This window comes from Pseudomonas sp. Sample_20, from assembly GCF_004307585.1.
Taxonomy (GTDB): Bacteria; Pseudomonadota; Gammaproteobacteria; order Pseudomonadales; family Pseudomonadaceae; genus Aquipseudomonas; species Aquipseudomonas atacamensis.
The window spans coordinates 1-1,549 of sequence record NZ_RCOA01000088.1; the positions used below are offsets into that span (position 1 = coordinate 1).

Below are 1,549 nucleotides of genomic sequence, written 5' to 3' on the forward strand. Positions count from 1 at the left end.
GAACAGACCACCTCCGACCCGCTGATCGCGCAGATGTACACCGACAGCCGTGGCGCGCAGGCGCGTCTGGAAATGTCGATCCTCAGCCAGGAAGCACGCCTGAAAACCTGCCTGACCCGCTTGCAGGACACCGCCGAGCACCTGACCGATCAGGCCAAGCAGTCCGACGCCCTGGCGCACAACAGCTCGACCGGCCTGGAACGCCAGCGCGTGGAAACCGAACAGGTCGCCACCGCCGTCAACCAGATGGCCGCCACCACCCAGGAAGTCGCCAGCCACGTACAGCGCACCGCTGACGCCACCCAGGAAGCCAACCGCCTGACCGGCCGCGGCCGCGACATCGCCGGCGAAACCCGCGAAGCGATCCAGCGCCTGTCGGTGGTCGTCGGCGAAACCGGCCTGACCGTGACGCAACTGGCCAAGGACAGCGACGAAATCGGCGGCGTGGTCGACGTGATCAAAGGCATCGCCGACCAGACCAACCTCCTCGCCCTCAACGCTGCCATCGAGGCTGCGCGTGCCGGCGAAATGGGCCGAGGTTTTGCGGTCGTGGCTGACGAAGTCCGTCAACTGGCGCAACGCACCAGCGAATCCACCGGGCAGATCCATGCCCTGATCGCCAAGTTGCAACAGACCGCCTCCAGCGCCGTGCAGACCATGGAAGCCGGCCATCGCCAGGCCGAAGAAGGCGTGGCGCGGGTCCTGGAAGCGGATCAGGCCCTGGTCGGCATCAGCGAAGCGGTGGCCAACATCACCGACATGACAACGCAGATCGCCGCCGCGACCGAAGAGCAAAGTGCCGTGGCTGAAGAGATCAGCCGTAACATCAGCAATATCTCGGAACTGGCGGATCAGACCTCGGAACAAGCGCATAACTCGGCGTTGCTCAGTGAAGAGCTGACGAAAACGGCCAACACCCAGTATTCGTTGGTGGCGCGGTTTAACCGCTGATTGGATGGCTGGAATGAAAAAACCCGGATGGCGTGAGCTTTCCGGGTTTTTTGTTGCTTGCTGAAAATGACGGTGTCCGGTAGAGCGCTTTCGCGAGCAGGCTCGCTCCCACATTGGATGAGGTACAGCCGTGAGGAATTGGTCGGCTCGAAGACCGCCATCGCGAACAGGCTCACTCCTAAATTGGATCTGCGGTGATCACAGATTACGTGCCCGACACCAATCCCCTGTGGGAGCGAGCCTGCTCGCGAAGAGGCCATAAAAGCTAGCGAAATTACTGAGGCAACTTCAGCTTATCCAGCAGTCGATTGACCAACAGTTCGTTGAGCATGATCACCTGTTGCAGCGCCAGCAGTGGTTTGCGTTCCGGGCCGCCTATCGAGTTGGCGATGTTACCGGCCATGGCATGCGCGTATGAAAGCGACTCGCAGGCCTCGACCAACAGGGTTTCGTCATCCAGCGTGGGGTCCACGACATAGATCGGGCGATATTTTGGAGAGCTTGGTGGAGCGGCCAGATCTTCGGGTTTGAGGTAGTAATCGAGGGCGCGGTCGGTGGCTTCCTGGATTTTTTGCGGGTCGAGGGCGCGGTCGTGGGG

2 protein-coding genes are annotated in these 1,549 nt (G+C 61.5%); one reads left to right on the forward strand and one right to left on the reverse strand.

The features are described 5' to 3' along the window. Window positions 1-951, forward strand: a 951-nt coding sequence (locus tag D8U70_RS18630) for a methyl-accepting chemotaxis protein (RefSeq protein WP_130929480.1), incomplete at its 5' end; no start/stop codon positions are given. Between the two features lie 274 nt (window positions 952-1,225). Here D8U70_RS18630 and D8U70_RS18635 read toward each other — a convergent pair. After that, window positions 1,226-1,549, reverse strand: a 324-nt coding sequence (locus D8U70_RS18635; RefSeq protein WP_130929481.1) for a hypothetical protein, incomplete at its 5' end; no start/stop codon positions are given.